Source organism: Halorubrum sp. Ib24 (assembly GCF_002252745.1).
Classification (GTDB): domain Archaea; phylum Halobacteriota; class Halobacteria; order Halobacteriales; family Haloferacaceae; genus Halorubrum.
Genome location: NZ_NHOX01000024.1, coordinates 47,868 through 67,731, shown reverse-complemented (window position 1 = coordinate 67,731; position 19,864 = coordinate 47,868). Strand labels below are relative to the sequence as shown.

Sequence of the window (19,864 nt, the reverse complement as noted above, 5' to 3'; positions counted from 1 at the left end):
GGCCGGAGTGTATGCAGCCGCTCGAACCCGCGGAGGTGATCGTCGCATGACCCGCGAACTGACCGAGATCACGGTCGTCGGAGGAGACAAGACCGGACTCATCGCGCGGGTCACCTCCCTGCTGTTCGAGCGGGGAATCAACATCGAGGACTTGGACCAGGCGGTCCGCGAGGGCGTCTTCCGGATGACGACCCGCGTGGACGCCTCGGAGATGGAGACCTCGCGCGGCGAGCTCCGCCGCGCCCTCGCGGAGCTCGGTCGCGAGCTCGGCGTCGACATCCAGGTGCGCTTCCCGAGCGACCGGGACGCGCGCCGGATCGCGCTGCTCGTCACGAAGGAGACGCACGCGCCCGAGGCGCTGCTGGAGGCGGAGGCCAACGGCGACCTCGCCGAAGACGGCGAGGAGGCCGAGATCCCGGTCGTCATCGGCAACCGCGGCGACCTCCGCTCGCTCGCGGAGCGCTACGACAAGCCCTTCTACGACGTTGGCGACGGCAACGGCAACACCGACGAGGGGCGGCTGCTCGACCTGCTGGCCGAGTATGACGTCGACCTGATCGCGCTGGCCCGCTACATGCGCATCCTCTCGCCCGAGGTCGTCTTCCGCTACGAGGGGCGGATCATCAACGTCCACCCCTCGCTGCTCCCGGCGTTCCCCGGCGCCGAGGCGTACCGGCAGGCGAACGACGCCGGCGTCCGCATCGCGGGCGTCACCGCCCACTACGTGACCACGGACCTCGATCAGGGGCCCGTGATCTCCCAGCGCGCCTTCGATGTCCCCGCGGGCGCGGGCGTCGACGAGATCAAGCGCCGCGGGCAACCGCTCGAGGCCGACGTGCTGCTCGACGCCGTCCGGCTCCACCTCGCCGACGCGATCGCGATCCACCGCGGCACGGTCCACGTGCGCGAGGACGCCGACGTCGACGCCCGGCTCGGGCTCAGCGAGGCGGCGATCGACGCCAACCCCGACGAGCCGGTCGACGGCGAGCCGCTGTCGCGCTCGGGGACGCCGCCGGTCGAGAGCGACTGACCGGCGGCAGTCGGCGGCGACCGCCGACCGACTCGCTCCGTGTAACGCGGTTCCGACTCGCGTCGTGCGACCCTTTTACCGTACCGGGCGCGTACGAGCGGGCGATGCCGATCGGCGGATCTCTCTCGGAAATCGCCGGCGACGCCCGCGCCGTCGTCCGGAGCGACGAGCGACTGATCCTGCTGTTCCTCCTGCTTCTTTCGGTGGTCGCCCTCGCCGTGTTCCTCCACTACACCACGCTGATCCTCGACGGGCTTCCGGAGGTGATCCCCTCGGAGCCCCCGCGACCGTGAGCGGGCGCGCTCCGACGTCGACGCTCACTCGCCGTCGCCGTCCTCGATCGACTCCGTGACGCGGGCGTGGAACTCCCGGAGGACCGCCGACTCGTCGTCGGCGAGCACCGTGTCGGAGTCGACGAGCGTCGCGAGCCCGAACGAGAGCGGGGCCGGCGAGTCGACGGTGTGGTGCACGACGTCGACGTCGCCGTCGGCGACCCCGACGAGCACCTCGCGGATGCCGGCGAGGTCGAGCCGGTCCTCCAACAGCTCCCGGTACGTCTCCTCGGTGACGGCGAACTCGTCGAGCTCCTCCGCGAACGAGAGCAGCATCTCCGCCGACACCTGCTGTTCGGCCGCCGTCTTCTCGTACCCCTTGTAGCGCTTCAGGATGAGCAGCGAGCGGGCCGCGTCGATGCGGAAGTAGCGCTGGAGGAGGTCGGTCCCCTGCACCGCCTCCCGGAGGTCCTCGCGGACGGTGTCGGGGGACAGCTCCCGGAGGATCCCGGCGACGTCTACTTTGCGGTTCAGCGGGAGCGCGAGCGAGAAGCCGCGGTCGGCGACCGCGACCGCGACGGTCGCGTCCGTGCGGTTCGCGACCCGGGCCCCGACGAGCCGCGAGAGGCCGTCGTTGAACCGCCGGCCGTAGTTCGAGTGGACGTAGAACCGGCGCTTGTACTCGGCGCGGTCGAGCTCCTCCTCGACGACGAGCCGCCCGGGGGTGGGCACGCTCTCGGCGCCGGCGTACGCGACCTGTTCGTCGTACATCCGGGTGATCGCGCGGACCGCGCTCCCGTCGAGAGGGAACTCCCGGAGCCACGCGCGGACCGCGGGCGGCCCCCCGTCCCGGAGCCGGTCGAGCAGCTCGCCTTGGAACGCGAGCACCTCGCGCGCGAGGTCGTAGGAGAGCGGGAGCCGCTCGGAGTACCACGAGGGGACGGTCGGGCGCTCGCTCGTCCGGTCGACGTACACCTTCGAGCCGCGGCGGTACCGGAAGGCGAACCGCTCGCCGCCCAGCGCGAACACGTCGCCCGGATCGAGCGTGTCGAGGTAGCTCTCGTCGAGCGTCCCGACCGGCTCCCCGTCGCGCGTGAGCACCTGACAGCTGAACGAGTCCGGGATCGTCCCCACGTTCGTCATGTAGATCACCCGCGCCAGCCGGCCGCGCTTCCCCACGAGGAGTTCGCCTACGGGATGTTCTTCGTGGTGGTGCTCCCCGCCCGGCGGGTCGTTCTCGTCGCGCCACACCTTCGGGTAGACGTTGCGGTCCGCGAGCCCCTCGTAGCCCGCTGTGAGGTACCGCATCAGCCGCTCGTAGTCGGCCTCGCCGAAGTCGCGGTACGGGTGGGCGCGCCGGAGGATCTCGCGGACCTCGCGGTCGGGACGGATCCGGTTTATCGCCATCCCGTACACGTGCTGGGCGGCCACGTCGTAGGCGCCCTCGGGGAGGAAGACGCGGTCGACGAAGCCGTCCTCGGCGCGGGCGAGCATCGCCGCGCACTCGACCAGCTCGTCGCGGTCCAGTGCGAACACCCGCCCCTCGACCGTCTCGCCGGGGCTGTGGCCCGCGCGGCCGACGCGCTGGAGCAGCGCCGCGACCGACTTCGGCGAGCCCACCTGCACGACCAGGTCGAGGTGGGGCATGTCGATCCCGAGCTCCAGGCTCGTCGACGTGGTGACCACGTCCAGGTCACCCGCCTTCAGCCCCTCCTCGATCCGAGTGCGTTGCCCCTCGCCGAGGCTCCCGTGGTGACAGCCCGAGTCCGACTCGTCGTAACCGTACCGCTCGCGGAGCTCCTGCAGGGTGCGTTCCGCGCCGGAGCGGGAGTTCGTGAACACCAGCGTGTTCTCGTGGTCGGCGATAAGCTCGTGGAGCGCGTCGTAGAAGCGGTCGGTGACGGCCGACCGGGGGGTGTGTATCAGGTCGGCCGCCGGGGTGCGAAGCTCCAGGTCGAACTCCCGGACGAACCGCGCGTCCACCAGCTCGTACGGTCGGGGTTCGAGGCCGGACTCGTCGCCGACCCCGCCGGCGACGCGCTCGCGGCCGACGAGGAACTCGGCGACCTCGTCGAGCGGCTCGACCGTCGCGGAACAGCCGATGCGGGTCGGCGACCCGTCGGCCAGCTCCGTCAGCCGCTCCAGCGAGACGGAGAGGTGGGTGCCGCGCTTGTTCGCCGCCAGCGAGTGGATCTCGTCGACGATGACGTACTCGACGGTCCGGAGCTTCTCCTTGAACTTCGGGGAGTTGAGCAGGATCGCCAGCGTCTCCGGCGTGGTGTTGAGCACGTGCGGCGTCTCTTCCAACATGGCTTGCCGGTCGGCCTTGCTCGTGTCGCCGTGGCGGATCGCCTGCCGGACGCCGGGGTCGTGTGCGTCCCCGTCCCCGTCTCCCTCTCCGTCCCAGTCTCCGGAGCACGTCTCTGCCGCGATCCCCTCGATCGGGACCTCCAGGTTCCGCTTGATGTCGTTCGCGAGCGACTTCAGCGGCGAGACGTACAGGCAGTACACCGAGTTCTCCAGCTCTCCGGCTCGCTCCCGGGCGAAGAGGTCGTCGAGCACGGCCGTGAAGGAGGCGAGCGTCTTGCCGCTGCCAGTCGGCGCGGCGACGAGGCAGTTCCGGTCGGCGTCGACGTGGGGGATCGCCTCGCGCTGCGGCGGGGTGAAGAAGCCGCCGTTCTCCCCGACGTACGCGCCGAACTCCGACACCCACCAGCGGCGGACCGGGGGCGAGAGCCGGTCGAGCACGTCGGCGTCCGGGAGCGGCACCGTCTCCGGGTCGAACTCCACGGTCGGGGCGCCGTCGCCGGAGGCGCTTCGCACCTCTCCGTCGTCGGACTGCGTCCGACTGCTAGAGGGACTTCGTCCCTCGCTGTCCCCGGCGAGCGCCTCCCGGAGGAGCGCTCGCGCTGAGGGCCGCTCCGCCTCGCGATCCGTGAGTTCGCTCACTACCGCGTACGTGGGCGTGCGGAGGGATATCGGTTGTGTCGGCTCTGTAGAAGCCCTCGGCCGCTGATGGTTTGGAGAGGCTACGCTGACTACAGGGCGCGAGTCGAGCACCCAGACGACTATCTCGACCAGAGCGGAACAGCACACCGATGAACCCTCGCTGGACGACCACGCGGCAGCTCCAGTCCAATGCCGAGACAGCGAGGAAACCGATGAGTCTGATGAGAAGACAGGCCCGCGACGCGCCCTTCGTCTTCGATAACCTGAGTCGGTTCTGGTCTCACGCACACGAAAACGACTGGCCCCCTGACCGATGTCCTGCTCGGACCCGGTCCATCGCTCGCTGGCCGAGTTGGTGTTGCGGTCGCTTTCAGCTTTGTAGCTGAAGTCGGTATACAACGCCGCTTCGGGGAGCACGAACTGCGTGCTCCGGTGTCCCCCGTACGGCTCATACCCATATATAATATATTTTGTTCACATATACAGATTGAAACTTCTGGCGCGAGCAATAGGAATTGCTATGGCAGAAACCGCATCCGTCCGCGTTGGTCACTGTTGTCCGGACGCACCGAACGTCGATGTCCACGTCGACGGCGAAATCGCCTTCGAAGACGTGCCATTCGAAACCATCAGCGAGTACGCCGAGCTGCCAGCTGAAAGCCACGAGATCGCTGTCACGCCGCATGGCGACGACGAGGCAGTCCTCGATCTGACAGTCGAACTTGAGGCAGACCGCGCGTACTCGGCGCTTGCGACTGGTATGCTCGCTGAAGCCGAGTGTACAGTACTTTCCGACGCCCCCGGTGATGTCGCAGCCGACCAAACTCACGTCCGGTTTGTCCACGCCTCACCGGACGCTCCCGCCGTCGACGTGCGAGTCGCTAACGGTGGTCCGACCCTGTGTGAAAATATCGAATTCCGAAGCGCCAGCGAGTACGTTCCTGTTGACGCTGGCTCCTACGATCTTGAGGTCCTCCCGCACGGAAGCGACGACATCGCGCTCTCGCTGCCTGACACCGAACTTGACGGCGGCGCCGCAGTCTCAGCAATCGCGGTTGGGCAGGCAGGTGACGACTCGCTCGGCGCAGTGTTCGCGGACGACACCCAGTAGTCTCCCGACCTCGATTTTTCACGCTACTGGTCGCTAGAGCTGGCCGCTTAGTCGGCTTCGCACGATGTCTCCATGCGTTACACACCAATATGAACGAGCAGCACTCACCGAGTTTGAAATGCCTCGCTACGGCTCCGTTGAAATTCTCAACAAGTGATCTGTTCTCGGTGTCCTGCTGAATACAGCGCGCGAATGTGGTACGAACCGAGGCCGAGTTACGGGAGAGAGTAATTGCTCAGTACAGACGCTCTATTGTTCCTCACCGGTGTCTTCTGTAGCTGTTTGTTTGACTGGAAAAATCTCCGTGTCAGGTGCGTCAAATGGACTATCCGGCCCAGTCAGCCATGCGGAGAGATAGACAGCGCAGGCGGCGATGATGGCGAGAGGAAGTTGTAGTGAGACAGCGCCGTAGACGATTGTGACACCGATTGTGACACGGGTGAGTGTCTTGCGGTCAGTACCTCCATAATATACGAACACAGCAATAACGAGGAACGAGAGTGCGATGCTCACGCCAAGGAGGAGTTCCTGTGTGACGACTATCGAATATAGAAGCGCAACGACGCCGGCTACGATTAGCGCTGCTCCTATCTGAATACGACGTTTGGGGGAGGGCATTCGATTAGTATATTTTTAATCACATGTTTAAATAAGGTATGTTCTCATCGTCCGACCTTGTTTAGACGTAGATCAACAACTCATTCTTCTCGGTAGTGAAGCCACGAGTCTACTGCTCAGTGTGTAAGCGAATTCTATCGGCTAATTCAGGATTCAGATGGAGAAAATAACGCAATCCCCGCGCTGACTGTACGCTCTGAGTCTTGCACGCTTATTCTGACAGCTTCCGAAAACGTTGAATCGGACGTGCAAGATACAAGGCGCGTATCTCGCACAGAATATCTGCCGATTCAATCAGATTGGTCGGTTTGGCGGGCGCATTTATTGGTGCAGGCTGTGTACTCTCTCTTGTATGCCTGAAGAAGTTCTGTTCAAATCAGAGAGCGACCAGAGTCGAGAAGAGATCGCATCGTACCTTCGGAAAGTCGCAGATACTCTCGACAGCGGAGATGCTATCAACCTGAAAGCAGGCTCCGAGTCTGTAACGCTGAATCCCCCGGCCCGACCGACCTTCGAAGTCAAAGCTGAACGCGAAGGCCCGGCTGGCAACATGACTGAACGAAGTATCGAGTTCGAACTCGAATGGGATGAGAACGACGGTGAGGAGGGTGGCGGAAGTGATCAGTTAGAAATCGAGTAGTCACTCCGCACGCACGCTGAGCGGGTGGTTCAAGCGAACTTCTCTGGAACAAATGTAGCCTCTGTGCTTACTTCACCCTCTATATACAGCAGCCGGAACCGATCAATCACTGACGATTTTAAGAGAGCCGCCGTGTCGGTGGAGCCGACCGCTTCCGCCGACGCCCCGGACGCGGCCCCCTCGTCGCGGTGTGCGAACCGGCCCGTTTATCCGGGATCCGTCCGTGGCGGCGCACGTATGAGTGGAACCTCGCCGGCGACGGAGCGGGAGATCGACCGCAACCTGTTCGTCACCGTCTCCGGCCCGCCCGGCTGCGGGGCGACGACGCTGGTCGAGGCGCTGGCGGAGGCGCTCGACTGCGGCTACGTCTCCGGGGGGGAGCTGTTCCGAGAGATCGCCGCCGAGCGCGACATGAGCCTCTCGCAGCTCATCGCGAAGACGGGCGAGTCCGAGGAGATCGACCGCGCGCTCGACCGCCGGCTCCGCCGGATCGCCGAGAAGTGGGGCGCCGCGAACAAGGCGTTCATCCTGGAGTCGCGCCTCGCCGGCTGGATCGCCGGCAACCGCGCCGATGTCCGGATCTGGCTCGACGCGCCCGACGAGGTGCGCGCCGACCGGACGCTCGACCGCGAGGAGATGACCTCCGAGATGCAGGTCCGCGAGGTGATAGAGGAGAAGCGGTACAAGTCGTACTACGGGATCGACCTCTCCGACCGCTCCATCTACGACCTCGCGATCAACACGGGACGGTGGGATCCGGAGACGACGCTCGACGTCGCGCTCACCGCGATCGAGGGCTACGACGTCGAGGCCGACGAGGGCGCGTTCGACACGCCCGACTTCGAGATCTAGCGGACCTTCTCGGCCCGCGTCCTTCCGGGCCCGGCCTTCTCGCCCTGTCTTTCCGGACCCGTCCTTCTCGCCCTGCGGTCCCTCGCCTACAGCGTGATCACGTGGTCGACGCCGACCTCGCCGAGCGCCGCGTAGAGGTCGGGGAAGCAGCCGACGGTCGCGCCCTCGACCGTGTTCGTCGGCTCGTACCGGTCCCGGCCGTGCTCGTCGGTGCGGTCGAACTCGGCGAGCCCGCGGCGGGTCGCGCACTGATCGCAAAGCATGAGGAGGATGTCCCGCTCGGCCGCCACGTCGGCGAGCCGCTGCCCCAGCGGGTCGCCCCCGCGGAGCGCGTAGGTGTTGTCGTGGAAAAAGAACATCCCGACCACGTCGGCGCCGTGCGCGTCGGCCTCCAGCTGCGGGAGGATCATGTCCCCGAGCACGTAGTCGATGGTCTGTCCGGCCGTCGCGAAGACGTAAGCGACCTTCATACCGCGTGGTCGAGCGGTCCGCTGATTGCTCCGCGGGCATCGGCAGCGTTCCCCGGTGTCTGTGACGACGGTTCGCGGCCCCGACCGCCGGACCGCGCTCAGACCACGACGGACCCGAAGGGATACGCGCCCGTCTCCGCCGTCCATATCGGACCCCGCGAGACGTCGACGAGCGAGACCCGGTCGTCGTCGTAGTGCGAGACGACCAGCCGGTCGCCGACGCGGGTCGCGGCGAGCCCCGGCGCCGGGGTGTCGACGATCGCGCCCGAAAGCGAACGGAGGCCGTCGGCGGCCGCGTCGAGCACCCACCGCTCGCCGCCGATCCTGAACAGGTCGACGGGCCGGTCGAACCCCTCGTGGACCGCCGCGAGCCCGAGGTCGCGGTCGAACTCGTGGACGACGCCGTCGCCGCGGCCGGGGACGAACACCCGGTCCGCGGTGACGACGAGGTCGTACGGGTCGGCGCCGACCGCGGCCTCGCCGAGGACGGAAGCGTCGGAGGCGTCGCCCGGCTCGTCGGCGCCTCCCGCCGCGTCGGGCCTTCCCGGCGCGTCGGCCCCTCCCGGCGCGTCGACTCCCTCCGGATCGAACGCGACGACGCGGGCGCCCGCCTGATCCACGGCGTAGCCGCGGTCGCCCTCGGGGCCGACCGCGACGCCCTGCACTCGGGCGTCGGGACCGACATCGACGGCGCCGAGTCGCTCGCGGGCCGCGGGGTCGACGACGTCGACGACGCCCTCCCGGCGGCTGCCGGCGTAGAGCCGATCGCCGTCCTGAGAGACGGCGACCTCGTGGGGCTCGGCGCCGACCCCGATCCGGGCGACGAGGGTCAGCGACTCGGGGTCGACGACGGCGAGCGCGTCGCCGGCGGTACAGGAGACGAACAGCTCCCCGTTCGCGGTCGCGAAGTGCGAGGGGCCGAGCACGCCCGTCTCGCCCCGCGAGACGGCGCCGTCCGCGTCGACCGCCGTGACCGCTCGCTCGCCCATCGTCGCGACGAACGTCCGTCCCCCGCGGGTCGTCGCGTGGACCGGGTGGCTGCCGACCGGGACCTCGCCGAGGGGCGCGCCGTCGGCGAGCGCGAACAGCGCGAGCGCGTCGTCGCCCTCGCAGGGGACCGCGACGATTCGGTCGGGCGGACCGTCTGAGCCGCTCTCGCTCATCCGGTACAGGAGAAGTCGCCGCCGCCGTCGTCGCCGCCGACGCTCCCCTCCGTCTCGATCACGGCGCTCGTCTTGGTCTCGACGGGGTACCGCCCGCGGTCCCCCTCGACGTTCGACCACTCGCCGAACCCGCCCTCGTACAGCCGCACGTCCTCGAAGCCGATCGCCCGCAGCGTCAGCCACGTGGACGTGGGGTCGACGTTGTCGTCGCCGTAGACGACCACGGTGCCCGAGCGGTCGAGCCCCGCCCGGTTCTCGTACAGCTGCACGAGCTCGCCCGGGTCCGTCATCTGCCGGCCGTCGACGTTGCCGACCCAGTGGACGCCGATCGCCCCGGGGAGATGTCCGTGGCGGTCGTTGTCGGGATTCAGGGCGTCGGCGGCGGGCGCTCCGAGGTACGCCTCCGGGACGCGCACGTCGACGAGCCCCGGCCCGTCGCCGTTGAACGTCCCGACGCGGTCGGCGAGCCACTCGCGGGTGACCCACGCCGACGCGGCGGGGTCGGCCTCGTACTCGGTCGGCTCGACCCGGTCGCGGGAGCCCGTTCCGAGCCGACCGTTCCAGCCCGAGAGGCCGCCGTTGAGGACGCGGACCGATCCGGCGTGGCCCAAGGCGACGAGCGCGAACGCGGTCCGGGTGACTCGCGACCCGACGCTGGCGCCGTAGACGAGGACGTCGTCGTCGGGCGACACGCCGACTCCGCCGAACGCGTCGGCGAGCGCCTCGACGTCCGGGACCAGTCCGGCGTCGGTCGACGCTCGGCTCGTGACCGCGTCGAACGGGACGCGCCTGGCGCCGTAGATCCGCTCCTCGCGGAAGCGCTCGGTGTCGCGAGCGTCGAGGACGACGACGTCCCCCCGGTTCTCGGCGAGCCAGCTCGGTCCGACGAAGTGCGAGACGTTCCCGCTCAGCCCGTACTGCGCGGCGGTGTCGGCCGGGGTGGTGATCCCGAGACAGCCGGCCGTGCTCGCCGCGCCGGCGGCCGTCGCACCCGCCGCGGCGCGGAGGAGGCCTCGGCGAGTCGACGCGGGATCGGACCCGCTCGTCTCGTCTGCTCCGGCCGCGTCGCTCTCGGCGGGTCGGCGGGCGAGTCGCTCTCGGCGGGGGTCGGCGGGGCGAGTCGCTCTCGGCGGGGTCGGCGGGACCGTCGTCGCGCACGTTATCCGAGGCCATCTACCCGCAGTAGCAGTGGTCATCCATGCACCACGACGCCTCCATCTCGCCGAACGCGATGCCGAGCGAGGCGAGCGACGCCTGGAGGCTCGACACCGCGTCCTCCTCCGGGCGGACCGTGCCGGCGACCGCGCCGGTGGGCGCCTCGCCGGCCTCGACGGTCGCGACGACCTCCCGCTCCGCGTGGTCGATCACGGCGACCTGGTTCGCGTCCTGCACGGGGACGTACAGCTTCTCGCGGTTCGGCCCCCACGCGCCGGCGATGCTGCTGCCGCCGACGTCGAGCGTCGTCGCGTACTCGTTCGCCTCCAGGTCGACGACGCCGACCCCCTCGCCGGGGATGAAGAGGTACGCCGCCGAGTTGTCCGGGGCGACCTCGCTCGTGATCGGCGCGCCCGGGAGCCCGTCGTCGCGGGTGACCTTCGCGATCTCCTCCGGGTTCTCCGGGTCGGAGATGTCCCAGACGCTCTCGGAGCCCTCGCGGGGCACCTCGGGGTCGCCGCCGAGCGTCCCTTCCCCGTTCTCGACGAGCAGGAGCTCCCCGTCGAACGAGGCGGTGCACATGAAGGGGAGGACGTTGCCCTCGGTGACCGGCTCGCCGGCGTCGACCCGCGTCACCGTCTCGAACGGGTCGACACTCAGCACGCGGACCGCTTCGTCGGCGACGTCGACGACGAAGGCGTAGTCGCCGTCCGGGCCGAGCGTCATGTCGCAGGGGCCGACGTAGCCGGTCTCGATCTCGGCGGTCACCTCGCCGAACGCGTCGCTGTCGCGGTCCGCGTCGACGCGGAAGATAGCGTGGGCCTCGTCGCCCTCGGGCGCCATTCCGGTCGTCCCGCCCGAGGCGATGAGGAGGTGCTCGCCGTCGGGCGTCACGTTCGGATAGTTCGGGCCGTATCCGGTCTCGACGAAGGCGAGCTCCTCGAGGGTGCGCTGGTCGAACGCGCGGACGCCCCCGGAGACGTTCAGCCAGAGCACGTCGTGCTCGTCCTCGACGCCCGTGGCGTACTGGTTGGCCGGGAAGGAGGCGGTCGTGCCGAGGAACGCGGTGTTGAGCAGCTCGTCGCTCTCCGTGTCGATGACGCTCAGCGTTCGGTCGCCGTTGTTGAACACGAACATCGTCGGCGCGGGCTCGTCGCCGTCACCGCCGCCACCGCCGCCGGAACAGCCGGCCAGCGCCGTCGTCGCGCCGACGGCGCCCGACGCCTGCAGGAGTCGTCGCCGGTCGATCCCGTCGGCGAAGGGGTTGCGCCGGTCGTCGTTCGCCAGCCCGCTCCCCTTCGCGGAACGGGGCCCCGCGTCGGCGGACGCGTCCGGCGCGGCTTCGCCGGAGTCGCGCGGCGCCGAGTCGTTCGATCCGCATCCGCAGTCGTCGCTCATATCCGCACGACGCGGCTCGCGCCTAAAGGGCTCCCGGAGGCGCGCTTCGTTGCCCCGTGTGTCAAATAGCGGCAAGTGTTGTTTGTTCCTCTGATCATCGCGCACCGTTACCGTCTTCAGCGACGTTTTACGCCGGGGAGCACTCGACCCGCGTAATGATACTGTCTCCCGTCGCGTACGTCGGGATATCGATCGCGGTCGGCCTCTCGTTCGGCGTGCTGTTACAGAAGGCGCGGTTCTGCTTCGTCAGCGCGTTCCGGGACTTCGTCGCGTTCAAAGACACGCGCGTGCTGAAGGGACTGCTCGCCGGGCTCGCGGTGATGACCGTGTTCTGGAGCCTGCAGGCCACGTTCGGTTACTTCCGCGGCTTCTGGACGCCCGCGTGGGGGCTGGGGTCGCTGTTCGGCGGCTTCGTCTTCGGCCTCGGGATGACGCTCGCCGGCGGCTGCGCGTCCGGCACCCTCTATCGGGCCGGACAGGGGTACCTCCAGTTCTGGCTCGTCCTCCTCTTCATGTTCGTGGGGTACGTCCTCTTCGCGTTCGCGTTCCCCGTGGCGGAGACGTACTACTTCCAGACGCTGAACCCGTTCGAAGGGCGGACGCTGTACCTCTCGCTGCCGTTCTCGCCGGCGATCACGGGGACGCTGGCGGTCGCGGCCGGCACCGTCGCGTACGCGTTCGTGAAGGGGCGGAGCCGGCTCCCGGACGACCCCTCAGGCGGGACCGGCGTGGGGGCCGACACACGCGCGCAGGCCGTTCTCGGCGCCTCTCGGACGCTCTCGGCCGTCTCGGTCGGCCTGCGTGGCATCGCCGACGGCACCGTCGAGTACGTCCGCGGCCTCCGCGGCGACGACCGACCGGTGAGAGTCCGGCTCCGCGACTCGTGGGACGCGCGGACCGCGGGCGTCGCGATGGCGGTCGTCGCGAGCCTCTGGTTCTACGTGCACGGCCACTGGGCGATCACCGGCAGCGAGGCGCGCTGGGCCGGCTACCTCCTCGCGCAGACCGGCTACGACGTCGCGAGCGTCGAGTACTGGGGCTCGATCCTCTTCCGCGACGGCGACATCTCCCTGAGCATCGACATGGTGATGATCGCGTCGCTCGTCGTCGGCTCCTTCCTCGCCGCGTACGCCTCCGGCGACTTCCGGATCCGGAAACCGAAGCTGAACCGCGTGCCGAACTACGCCGCGGGCGGCCTCCTGATGGGCGTCGGCTCGCGGCTCGCCGCCGGCTGCAACATCGCGAACCTCTTCTCGGGGATCGCGCTGCTCTCCGTGCACTCGTTCCTCGCCGGCGGGGGGATCGTCCTCGGCGTCTACGTCATGACTCACTACATGTACCGCGAGGTCGGCTGCGCGATCTGACCGACGGCGCCGATCCGCCGTCGGTCCGGTCAGTCCGTCACCGGATCGAGCACGGCGACGTCGCTGACCTCGAACCGAGTGCCGCCGTTCGGGGCGTCCGTGACCGCGATCTCCCAGCCGTGCGCGGAGACGACGCTCGCGACGATCGCCAGCCCCAGCCCGCTCCCCTCCGACTCCGACGAGTACCCCCGCTCGAAGACGGAGTCACGCTCGATCTCCGGGATGCCCGGTCCGTCGTCCTCGACGAAGAACCCCGCGTCGTCGGGCAGCGCGCCGATCCGGACCGTGACGTCGTCGCCCCCGTGCTCGATCGCGTTGCGAAAGAGGTTCTCGAACAGCCGCCGCAGCCGGTCGGGGGCCGCCCGGATCGCCAGGTCCGACTCGACGCGGAGCGCGGACTCCTCGGTCACGACCGATCGCCAGCATCGCTCGGCCACCGACCCCAGTCGGATCTCGTCGGCCGACTCGACGGACCGGCCCTGTCGGACCATCGTCAGCACGTCCTCGATGAGCTCCTCCATGCGGTCGAGCGCGGTCGCCGCCGTGTCGAGGTCCCGATCGCCGGTCGACTCCCGAGCGAAGTCGACGTACCCCTGCGCCACCCCGAGCGGATTGCGCAGGTCGTGGGCGAGCACGCTGGCGAACCGGTCCAGCCGCTCGATCTCGACCGCGGTGCGCCGACGCTGCAGCTCGTGTTCGAGCACCCGGGCGATCAGCTCCGCGAACAGCGTTTCCTCGTCGCTGAAGGGCCGCGATCGGGCGCCCTCGGAGACGAAGCAGACGGTCCCGTAGAGCTCGTCGTCGACGACGAGGGGGCTCCCGTGGTAACAGCGGAGTTCGTGCGCGTCGAACGCCGGGTCGTCGGCCCACCCCTGTTCGGGGGCGTCGTGGAGCGCGACCGTCTCCCGATCAGCGACGACGCGCCGGCAGTAGGTGGTCCCGAGGTCGAGAACCAGTCCGGCCGGGAACGCCCCCTCAGGCGGGTCCGTACTGGCGACCGTCTCCCAGTAGTCGCTGTCGGGGTGGATCTCCGTCAGGTGGGCGTTTTCGACGTCGAGGTACCGTTTCCCGAGCGCGAGGGCTCGTTCGGCCTTCTCGTCGAACTCGCCCGACTCGTTCATCACCTCGTAGAGCTCTCGGCGGGCCTTCTCGGCGTCCATGCGGGCCACTAACTGGCCTGCGGTACAAAGAGATACGCCAACGTGACAGTCGGACGCACATATAGTTTCAGAGACCGCTGTGCGGGCCGCCGCCGCCGCCCTCTCCGAGCGCTGCCGACGGAAACCGGGGGGCGGGTCGGGGCGACCTCCGTGTCAGCGGACAGATCGGGGCGAACTACGCGTCGGCGGACGCGTCGGTCTCCAGCTCGAAGTCCCACTCCTCGTAGCCGCCGGACATGCTGGCGACGACGATGTCTTCCTCGACGCCCTCGTAGCTGCTGATCAGCATCGCGGCCTGCTTCGATGACTGGCCGACCGGACACGCGCAGACGACGTCCCTGTCGTCCCAGTCGATGTCCGGGACCATCGACGGGAGGTCGCCGAGCGGGACGTTGATAGCGCCCGGGATGTGACCCCGCTCGTACTGCTCCTGCGGTCGCGTGTCGATGACGCGGATGTCGCCATTCTGGACGCGCTCGTTGACTTCCTCGGGGGTGAGTTCTTCGACCATGATCACTCCTTCCGCATGAAGATGCGGTAGCGGCCGTCGCCCGACTTCCAGACCTTCGCGGTCGCGTCGTCGCCGACGGCCTTCGGGACGTTCTCCGTGCTCGGGACGTGGTCAGTCTCTTGGACGAGCACGTCGCCGGGGGAGAGCCCCGCGACGGCCTTCTTGGCCTCGACCTGCGGGTACGGGCAGACCTCGCCGGTCATGTCCTGTACTTCGGTCGCGTCATCGAAGAGCGCCTCGGCGGTCTCGTCGTCGAGCTCGTCGGGCATCTCGACGACGTCGTCCCACGATGGTTGGCTCATACGGCTCGGTAGACGATTCGCCGTGTAACGCCTTTCGTGACCGGCAGGCTTCTCCCGTATCTCTGACGGGCGATCGCGACGCACGACCGCGATAGGCGCCGAGACAGCCGTTTCCGTCGGACTCTTACCCGGGAGCGATCTACGAGGCCCATGAGCCAGTACGTCGTCGACGAGTCGACGATCTTCGAGACGCCCCTCGTGGAGCTCGACCTCGACCTCGGGGCCGACGCGGACGTGTACGCGAAGGCGGAGTGGTTCAACCTCTACGACGCCCCCCACGGCGGCGGGTCGATCAAGTCCCGGATCGCGAAGGGGATGCTGGACGGCGCCGAGGAGCGCGGCGACCTCGAGTCCGGCGTCACCGTCATCGAGCCTACCTCGGGCAACACCGGCAGCGAGGTGGCGCGGCTCGCGGCCGCCCGCGGCTACGACGTCGAGATCGTCATGCCCGACAACGCCGCCGGCGGGAAGGTGGACGCCGTTCGGGACGCGGGCGCGGAGATCCACTTCGTCGACGCCAACCTCGGCTACGACGCCGTCATCGAGCGCTGCGAGGAGATAATCGCCGCGGACCCAGAGGCGTACTTCCGCCCGAACCAGTACGAGAACCCCGACAACCCGGGCACCCACGAGCGGACGACCGCCCGGGAGATATACGAGGCGACCGACGGCGACGTGACTCACTTCGTCGCGGGGGTCGGGACGGGCGGGACGATCACGGGGACCGGCCGGGGCCTGACGGACCTGAGCGACGGGGCGACGGAGATCGTCGGCTTCGAGCCCGACGAGCAGCTCCACGCCATCGACGGCCTGAAATACCTCAAGACGGGCGACCACTACCACCCCGAGACGTACGACGAGTCGGTGCTCGACCGGACGGAGTACGTCGCCACCTCGGACGCGTACGACCAGGCGCGGGCGCTCCGCGAGCGCTACCTCGACGATCCGGTGCCGATCGCCGACCTCGGCCAGCACGACGAGGCGACGGTCCGCGAACACCTCCGCGTCGACGATCAGTTCGTCGTGGGCACGTCGGCGGGCGGCGGCGCGGCCGTCGTGGCGAACCTGGACGCGGCGGGCGAGCTCGACGACGACGACGTCGTCGTTTTCATGCTGTGCGACCGCGGCGACAAGTACGCGGACATCCCGCTCTGGGAGGACTACTTATAAGCGAATCCCGCCGCGAACCGAGAGACGGACCGGTTACCGACCGCCGGACGCCGCCGGGATGACGCGGACCTGCGCGTCTGCCGGGACCTCGGCGTCGACGCCGTCGACGGGCGTCCCCTCGACGTAGACGTTGATGAACTCCTTTATTTCGCCGTCTTCGAGCACGCTGTCTCTGAGCTCCGGGCCGTGCTCGTCGGCGTGGTTGTCGAACAGTTCGTTGACGGTCTCCCCCTCGACCTCGACCTCAGAGGTCGCGGACCCGCCGACGAGGACGGCCGGCAGCTTAATCGTGGCCATATTAGCGGTTCTCGTCCCAGTCAAAAAAGGACCCCGCCGACGGCAACGGTGGCCCCGGTCTAACACGACCGCCGAGCCCGGAGCGACGCGCCCGCGACGGACGTTCTGCCGTCGGTCCCGCGTCCGCGACGAGTCGAGCGAGGCCGTCGTCGGGCGCGGTACCGGCCGGCTCCCCGTGCGCCGCCGGTCGTCCTCTCGATGCGTTGCGGGCCGTCCTCTCGATGCGTTGCGGGCCGTCCCCCGATGCGCAACCGGTCGTGCGAACCGGGCGCATCTCCGAGATGTCGGCAGCACGCGCCGGTGGGCGGCCGTCTTATTGGTTTGCAGCGACAAGCGGCGGCAAATGAGCGACCTCGACCTCGATCCGACGCAGCTCGACCGGTACTCCAGGCACATCATCATGGACGACGTCGGTCCCGAGGGGCAGAAGGCCCTGCTCGACGCCGAAGTGCTCGTGCTCGGCGCCGGTGGGCTCGGGGCGCCGATCATCCAGTACCTCGCCGCCGCCGGGGTGGGGACGCTCGGCGTCGCCGACGACGACGAGGTCGAGCTGTCGAACCTCCAGCGCCAGGTGATCCACGGGAACGACGACGTGGGACGGAAGAAGGTCGACTCCGCCGCCGACTTCGTCGAGGGGCTCAATCCCGACATCGACGTCCGGAAGCACGGGCTGCGGGTGACCCCGGACAACGTCGAGGAGCTGATCGAGGGCTACGACTTCGTCGTCGACGGCACGGACAACTTCGCGACGCGGTACCTCGTCAACGACGCCTGCACGCTCGCCGGGATCCCCTTCTCGCACGGCTCCATCTTCAAGTTCGAGGGGCAGGTGACGACGTTCGCGGGCGACGACGACTCGCCGTGTTACCGCTGTCTGTTCCCCGAGGCGCCGCCGGCCGGGATGGTCCCGAACTGCGCGACCGCCGGCGTCCTCGGCGTGCTCCCCGGCACCGTCGGCTGTCTGCAGGCGACGGAGACGGTGAAACACATCATCGGCGAGGGCGAGTCGCTGGACGGCTCGATGCTGTTCTTCGACGCGCTCGACATGGAGTTCGACAAGGTCGAGATTCCCAAGCAGGACGACTGCCCGGTGTGCGGCGACGACCCGGCCATCGAGTCGGTACAGGACGTCGAGTACGACGCCTCCTGCGCCATCGACGTCGGCGGCGACGACGAGGCGGAGCCCGAGATCGAAGCGAGCGACTGATCGGTCGTGCCGAGGCTCGGAGAGAATTCCCTCTCGACGCGAGCGCTGATTGCGATGTGCACTCAAAAACGAGCGTCAGCGACGCGAGTTAACTCATAAACGATGCGGTGGCGCGTGCCTCCGAGGCCGTCTCGCGGCCGAGGAGCACGCGCGAGGTCGTCGGGCTTCGCCCGACTGCCAGAGGCGCGGAGCGCCTCGCTGTCGCCGGCGCTCCGCGCCGGCTGCCAGAGAATCTCCGATTCTCGCTGGAGTCGCGACCGAAGGGAGCGACGAGGCTGGGGAGGCGTGAGGCTGCCAGGCGGTGCGGTCGGGTGGGACTCAAACGGGCAGCCGCCGGCGGCGTCGCCGCCGGCTGCCAGCGGCGCGAAGCGCCGCGCTGCCGCGAGGGCGAAGGCGGTCTTCATCGGTGACCTAGCGTCGACCGCGTACAGCCGATCGGCTGTGGATTTAGCGGTTTTCACCGCCGATCTAGAATCAACCACGTATAGACGAGCGGTCGAGGCTGCGAAGCCCGTCACCGCCGACTCCGAGATTCACAAGCGGACGTCGTATCCGAACCCGTCCTATCGCTCGCTCCGCACCGAGACGGTCTCCTGTTCGAACCCCTCCTCGTCGCCCCGCCAGCGCCACGAGCCGACGAACGGGTAGCCGTCCAGCGCGCAGATCACGTACGAGTGACCGGGCCAGGTCGCCCGCGCGGCGTCCGTCTCGCTCGGGTGCGTCGGGCCGGTCGGGTGCGAGTGGTAGAACCCCACCACGTCGAGCCCGTCGTCCTCGATCGCTTCGATGAGCTCGAACTGCTCCTCGGGGTCGATGAGATAGCGGATCTGGGGCGTGTCGGCGACGTTCTCCGCCCGATACGCCTCGGTGACGACGCTCGGCTCGCCGTCGGTGCCGTGGGTGCCGGCGAGCACGCCGCAGATCTCCGCCTCGCCGCCGCCGTACGCGTGGTACACGATGTCGTCGTACACGGCCCGTGAGAGTTCGATCATGGGCGAGCGAAGGCGACTCCGACCGATAAGTCCGTCCCGACCGGCAAAGGGCGCGCTCCGTCACAGGTAGCGGCAGTCGTTGACGGGCCGGGGGAGGGTTTTTCCCGCCGCGGTCGGAGTCACACCCATGAGCGACGCCCGAAGCGGGTCCCCGGCGCCGACCGCCGACGAGGCGCTCCACACGACCCTCGACATGCCCTTCGACGACGCGGTCCCGTTCGTGCAGATCGAACACGAGCTCGCCGACTTCGAGACGGTGCAGGTGACGCGGCTCGATCAGATGATCGAGGGGATGCTCGGCCACGACGACGTCGAGCGGACGGCGCTCATCGTCGTCTGTCACCCCGAGATCGCGTTCGACGCGATCGAGATCGACCCCACGCTCGCCGGGATGCTCCCGTGCACCACCATCGTGTACGAGCGCGAGGGCGACGACTTGGTCCACGTCCACCACACGTCGGCGACGAAGGCGATCCGCGACCTCGGCTGCGCGCCCGCGGACTGCGGCGGCGCGGTCGACGACCTCGTCGAGAAGACCGGCGAGCTGATGACGGTCGTCTGGGAGAACATCGAAGAGCACGGTCGCGGGCGGCCGTCCGAGTAGGTCGCTGAACTCCCGGCCTCGGGCCCTCCCCGCTACAGCCCTTCGACGCGACGCAGCGCGTCGCGTACCTCTCCCGGCGTCTTGTAAGGGCCGCCCTGTACCCGGTGGTCGGGAAGGAGGATGGGGATCGGGTTCTCGTCCAGCGCCGTTCGCACGAGTCTGAGGTCGTCGGGGTCGTCCGCGTCGAGCGCCGCCAAGCGTGTGAGCCGACTCACGGACACCTCCTCGCCGTAGGGGACCGTCCGGAGCGCTTCGAGGACGTCGCGGCGGTCCGTCGGCACCGTGAGTCCGACGGCGACCTCGGCGAACTCGTCTCGCTCCCCGCGGACGTACGCGCCGATCCGGTCGAGGAGTTCGTGATCCGGCCTCGCGTCCGCCGGTATCTCCGCCGGGAACGACACCGAGATCACCCGTCCGCCGGCGAATCCGACCTCCACCGCGCGACCGAGGCCATCGAACTCGCGGGCGAAGACGCCCGACGCTCCCGTCGAATTCATACCCGTCATACGACGGCCCCGACGGTTAAAATGATGGGACGGACGGAGCGTCGCGTCGCCGACTCGGCCGCTCGTCCGTTCCGGGCGGGTCACGCCCGCAAG

At 68.8% G+C, this 19,864-nt stretch carries 21 protein-coding genes; 9 read left to right on the top strand and 12 right to left on the bottom strand.

All coding sequences use genetic code 11. From position 1 onward, the window contains the following. Positions 1 to 46: 46 nt before the first annotated feature. Together DJ82_RS05740 and DJ82_RS05735 are read left to right on the top strand one after the other, a co-directional pair. Positions 47 to 1,030: a formyltransferase family protein gene (locus tag DJ82_RS05740; RefSeq protein WP_094581272.1), complete on the top strand. Its 984-nt coding sequence runs from the start codon at positions 47 to 49 to the stop codon at positions 1,028 to 1,030. Positions 1,031 to 1,134: 104 nt separating this feature from the next. Next, a complete protein-coding gene (locus DJ82_RS05735) occupies positions 1,135 to 1,323 on the top strand; it encodes a hypothetical protein (RefSeq protein WP_094522322.1) in 189 nt (62 codons plus the stop codon). A gap of 24 nt (positions 1,324 to 1,347) precedes the next feature. On the opposite strand, the gene DJ82_RS05730 is transcribed toward DJ82_RS05735, so the two are convergent. After that, positions 1,348 to 4,251: an ATP-dependent helicase gene (locus DJ82_RS05730; protein WP_094581271.1), complete on the bottom strand. Its 2,904-nt coding sequence runs from the start codon at positions 4,249 to 4,251 to the stop codon at positions 1,348 to 1,350. 520 nt (positions 4,252 to 4,771) lie between these two features. Between DJ82_RS05730 and DJ82_RS05725 the strand changes: the two genes are divergently transcribed. Next, positions 4,772 to 5,362 (top strand): DUF4397 domain-containing protein, encoded by a 591-nt coding sequence (locus tag DJ82_RS05725; protein WP_094558141.1) that lies wholly within the window; start codon positions 4,772 to 4,774, stop codon positions 5,360 to 5,362. A 249-nt stretch (positions 5,363 to 5,611) separates the two neighbouring features. Here the strand turns inward: DJ82_RS05725 and DJ82_RS05720 are convergent, their stop codons facing one another. Continuing rightward, positions 5,612 to 5,980 (bottom strand): hypothetical protein, encoded by a 369-nt coding sequence (locus DJ82_RS05720; RefSeq protein ID WP_094522319.1) that lies wholly within the window; start codon positions 5,978 to 5,980, stop codon positions 5,612 to 5,614. A 352-nt stretch (positions 5,981 to 6,332) separates the two neighbouring features. On the opposite strand from DJ82_RS05720, the gene DJ82_RS05715 reads away from it, so the two are divergent. Both DJ82_RS05715 and cmk read left to right on the top strand, forming a co-directional pair. Continuing rightward, positions 6,333 to 6,620, top strand: coding sequence for an amphi-Trp domain-containing protein (locus DJ82_RS05715; RefSeq protein ID WP_094558142.1), 288 nt, complete (start codon positions 6,333 to 6,335; stop codon positions 6,618 to 6,620). 237 nt (positions 6,621 to 6,857) lie between these two features. Next, positions 6,858 to 7,472: a (d)CMP kinase gene (cmk, locus tag DJ82_RS05710; RefSeq protein ID WP_094525474.1), complete on the top strand. Its 615-nt coding sequence runs from the start codon at positions 6,858 to 6,860 to the stop codon at positions 7,470 to 7,472. A gap of 86 nt (positions 7,473 to 7,558) precedes the next feature. Here the strand turns inward: cmk and DJ82_RS05705 are convergent, their stop codons facing one another. From DJ82_RS05705 to DJ82_RS05690, 4 genes are all read right to left on the bottom strand, one after another. After that, positions 7,559 to 7,942 carry a SaoD/DsrE family protein gene (locus DJ82_RS05705; RefSeq protein WP_094525475.1) on the bottom strand — a complete coding sequence of 128 codons (384 nt, stop codon included), beginning with the start codon at positions 7,940 to 7,942 and terminating at the stop codon, positions 7,559 to 7,561. A gap of 98 nt (positions 7,943 to 8,040) precedes the next feature. Further along, a complete protein-coding gene (locus DJ82_RS05700; protein WP_094581270.1) occupies positions 8,041 to 9,105 on the bottom strand; it encodes a YncE family protein in 1,065 nt (354 codons plus the stop codon). Further along, positions 9,102 to 10,301 carry a sulfurtransferase gene (locus DJ82_RS05695; protein ID WP_094581269.1) on the bottom strand — a complete coding sequence of 400 codons (1,200 nt, stop codon included), beginning with the start codon at positions 10,299 to 10,301 and terminating at the stop codon, positions 9,102 to 9,104. Before DJ82_RS05695 ends, DJ82_RS05700 begins: the two co-directional genes overlap by 4 nt. Next, positions 10,279 to 11,658 carry a twin-arginine translocation signal domain-containing protein gene (locus DJ82_RS05690; RefSeq protein ID WP_094581268.1) on the bottom strand — a complete coding sequence of 460 codons (1,380 nt, stop codon included), beginning with the start codon at positions 11,656 to 11,658 and terminating at the stop codon, positions 10,279 to 10,281. The genes DJ82_RS05695 and DJ82_RS05690 overlap by 23 nt, the downstream gene beginning before the upstream one ends. Positions 11,659 to 11,813: 155 nt before the next feature. Here DJ82_RS05690 and DJ82_RS05685 point away from each other — a divergent pair, with 155 nt between their 5' ends. Then, positions 11,814 to 13,022, top strand: a complete 1,209-nt coding sequence (locus tag DJ82_RS05685; protein WP_094525479.1) for a YeeE/YedE family protein — start codon at positions 11,814 to 11,816, stop codon at positions 13,020 to 13,022. 29 nt (positions 13,023 to 13,051) lie between these two features. Here the strand turns inward: DJ82_RS05685 and DJ82_RS05680 are convergent, their stop codons facing one another. The 3 genes from DJ82_RS05680 to DJ82_RS05670 form a co-directional block, all read right to left on the bottom strand. Then, positions 13,052 to 14,182 carry a HAMP domain-containing sensor histidine kinase gene (locus DJ82_RS05680; protein WP_094581267.1) on the bottom strand — a complete coding sequence of 377 codons (1,131 nt, stop codon included), beginning with the start codon at positions 14,180 to 14,182 and terminating at the stop codon, positions 13,052 to 13,054. 175 nt (positions 14,183 to 14,357) lie between these two features. Then, positions 14,358 to 14,693 carry a rhodanese-like domain-containing protein gene (locus DJ82_RS05675; protein ID WP_094525481.1) on the bottom strand — a complete coding sequence of 112 codons (336 nt, stop codon included), beginning with the start codon at positions 14,691 to 14,693 and terminating at the stop codon, positions 14,358 to 14,360. A 2-nt stretch (positions 14,694 to 14,695) separates the two neighbouring features. Then, on the bottom strand, positions 14,696 to 14,995 hold the full coding sequence (locus tag DJ82_RS05670; protein WP_094581266.1) for a sulfurtransferase TusA family protein: 300 nt from the start codon (positions 14,993 to 14,995) through the stop codon (positions 14,696 to 14,698). Between the two features lie 150 nt (positions 14,996 to 15,145). On the opposite strand from DJ82_RS05670, the gene DJ82_RS05665 reads away from it, so the two are divergent. Further along, the gene (locus DJ82_RS05665) at positions 15,146 to 16,165 is read left to right on the top strand and encodes a PLP-dependent cysteine synthase family protein (RefSeq protein WP_094525483.1); all 1,020 of its coding nucleotides are present in this window, start codon (positions 15,146 to 15,148) and stop codon (positions 16,163 to 16,165) included. Positions 16,166 to 16,198: 33 nt separating this feature from the next. On the opposite strand, the gene DJ82_RS05660 is transcribed toward DJ82_RS05665, so the two are convergent. After that, positions 16,199 to 16,462 (bottom strand): MoaD/ThiS family protein, encoded by a 264-nt coding sequence (locus DJ82_RS05660; protein WP_094525484.1) that lies wholly within the window; start codon positions 16,460 to 16,462, stop codon positions 16,199 to 16,201. A 343-nt stretch (positions 16,463 to 16,805) separates the two neighbouring features. Here DJ82_RS05660 and DJ82_RS05655 point away from each other — a divergent pair, with 343 nt between their 5' ends. Beyond that, positions 16,806 to 17,669 carry a molybdopterin-synthase adenylyltransferase MoeB gene (locus DJ82_RS05655; protein WP_094581265.1) on the top strand — a complete coding sequence of 288 codons (864 nt, stop codon included), beginning with the start codon at positions 16,806 to 16,808 and terminating at the stop codon, positions 17,667 to 17,669. Between the two features lie 563 nt (positions 17,670 to 18,232). Here the strand turns inward: DJ82_RS05655 and DJ82_RS05650 are convergent. After that, the gene (locus DJ82_RS05650) at positions 18,233 to 18,661 is read right to left on the bottom strand and encodes a desampylase (protein WP_094581264.1); all 429 of its coding nucleotides are present in this window, start codon (positions 18,659 to 18,661) and stop codon (positions 18,233 to 18,235) included. Between the two features lie 127 nt (positions 18,662 to 18,788). On the opposite strand from DJ82_RS05650, the gene DJ82_RS05645 reads away from it, so the two are divergent. After that, positions 18,789 to 19,265 (top strand): DUF302 domain-containing protein, encoded by a 477-nt coding sequence (locus DJ82_RS05645; protein ID WP_094525487.1) that lies wholly within the window; start codon positions 18,789 to 18,791, stop codon positions 19,263 to 19,265. A 32-nt stretch (positions 19,266 to 19,297) separates the two neighbouring features. Here DJ82_RS05645 and DJ82_RS05640 read toward each other — a convergent pair whose 3' ends face one another. Beyond that, the gene (locus tag DJ82_RS05640; protein ID WP_094525488.1) at positions 19,298 to 19,762 is read right to left on the bottom strand and encodes an MGMT family protein; all 465 of its coding nucleotides are present in this window, start codon (positions 19,760 to 19,762) and stop codon (positions 19,298 to 19,300) included. Positions 19,763 to 19,864: the final 102 nt, after the last annotated feature.